At 70.9% G+C, this 1,780-nt stretch carries 2 protein-coding genes; both read right to left on the bottom strand.

The features are described from left to right. The coding region (locus tag ACFQVC_RS42415) for a beta-ketoacyl synthase N-terminal-like domain-containing protein (RefSeq protein ID WP_381842131.1) at positions 1-943 on the bottom strand (943 nt) is incomplete at its 3' end. Beyond that, positions 943-1,780: acyl carrier protein (locus ACFQVC_RS42410; RefSeq protein WP_381842128.1), on the bottom strand; the 838-nt coding region annotated here is incomplete at its 5' end. The genes ACFQVC_RS42415 and ACFQVC_RS42410, both read right to left, overlap by 1 nt.

The raw sequence follows: 1,780 nt of genomic DNA, 5'->3' as shown, positions 1-1,780 counted from the left end.
TGGCGAGCGCCTGCCGGATCACCCGCATCTGCGAGGGCCCGTTCGGCGCGGTCAGGCCGTTGCTCGCACCGTCCTGGTTCACCGCCATGCCCCGCACCACGGCCAGCACGGGGTGACCGTTGGCGCGCGCATCGCTGAGCCGCTCCACGAGCAGCATGCCCACACCCTCACCCCAGGCCGTACCGTCCGCGGCGGACGCGAAGGACTTGCACCGGCCGCTGTGCGACAGGCCGCGCTGGCGGCTGAACTCCACGAAGGTCTCGGGGGTCGCCATGACGCACACACCGCCGGCGAGCGCGAGGGAGCACTCGCCCGAGCGCAGCGCCTGGATCGCGGAGTGCAGGGCGACGAGCGAAGAGGAGCAGGCGGTGTCCATCGTGACCGACGGGCCTTCCAGGCCGAGTACGTAGGACACCCGGCCGGAGGCGATGGATCCGGTGTTCGCGTTGGCGGCGTAGTCGTGGTACATCATCCCGGCGAACACGCCGGTCGCCGAGCCCTTCAGGGTCGTCGGGTCGATACCGGCCCGCTCGATCGCCTCCCACGACGTCTCCAGGAGCAGCCGCTGCTGCGGGTCCATGATCAGCGCTTCGTTCGGCGCGATCCCGAAGAGGGCGGGGTCGAACTGGGCCGCGTCGTGCAGGAAGCCGCCTTCGCGGACGTACGTCGTGTTCGGCCGCTCGGATGTGGGGTCGAAGAGCCGCTCGGTGTCCCAGCCGCGGTCGGCGGGGAATTCCGAGACGGCGTCGACTCCGTTCACGACGAGCCGCCACAGGTCCTCCGGCGTCTCGACGCCGCCCGGGTAGCGGCAGCTCATGCCCACGATCGCGATGGGTTCACGGAGCGCTGAGGTGAGCTTCTTGTTCTGGGCGCGCAGCCGCTCGGTCTCCTTCAGCGACGACCGGAGCGCGTCGACCAGCTTCTTCTCGTCGGTCCCTGCCATCACAGTTCTCCAGCTTCCGCGCCGAGCGCCATGCTGATCAGGCGGTCGGTGTCCATGTCGTCGATCGAGTCCTCCGCGGCCTCGTCCGGCTCGTCGGGGCCGGTCTGCGCGGCACCGAGGGCCCCGTATCCACCGGGTCCGCCGAGTCCGCTGAGTCCGCCGAGTTCGAGGAGGCTGTCCAGGAGGCCCGCCTCCCGCAGCCGGCTGAGCGGAATGGTCCGCAGGAACCTGCGGATCTCCTCCTCGTCCCCGGCCGTGCCGCCCGCCCCGTCGGTGTCCGGGGCCAGTTCGGTGCGCATGTGGTCGGCCAGGGCTCGGGCGTTGGGATAGTCGAAGACCAGGGTGGGCGGCAGCCGGAGCCCGCTGATCGTGTTCATGAGGTTGCGGAACTCCACCGCGCTGAGCGAGTCGAAGCCCAGCTCGCTGAAGGCCCGGTCGGGTTCGATGCTGTCCGGCCCCGCATGCCCGAGGATCACCGCGGCGTGAGTCCGTACGGCGTCCAGGAGCAGTGTCTCCTGCTCCTCGTCCGTGAGCCCGGCGAGCTGCGCCCTCAGCTCCGGGACGGCGCCCGCGGCACCGGCGCCGGTGGTGGTGGCCCGGCGGGTGGTGGTGCGGATCAGTCCCCGGAACAGGGACGGCAGTTCCTCGCCGGATGTGGTGAGGGAGGTGCGTAGGGCCTTGAGGTCGAGGTCGATGGGTACGAGGGCGGCATCGCGAAGGGCACCGGCGGTGTCGAAGAGGGCCAGGCCCTGCGCCTCCGTGATCGGACGCACCCCGGTACGGTTCATCCGCTCCAGGTCCGCCTCGCTCAACTCCCCCGCCATACCCGCCGCTTCA

The sequence above is a fragment of the Streptomyces monticola genome (assembly GCF_042665355.1).
Classification (GTDB): Bacteria; Actinomycetota; Actinomycetes; order Streptomycetales; family Streptomycetaceae; genus Streptomyces; species Streptomyces monticola.
Note: the sequence above shows the minus strand (reverse complement) of the source record. Positions and strands in the feature narration are given on the sequence as shown.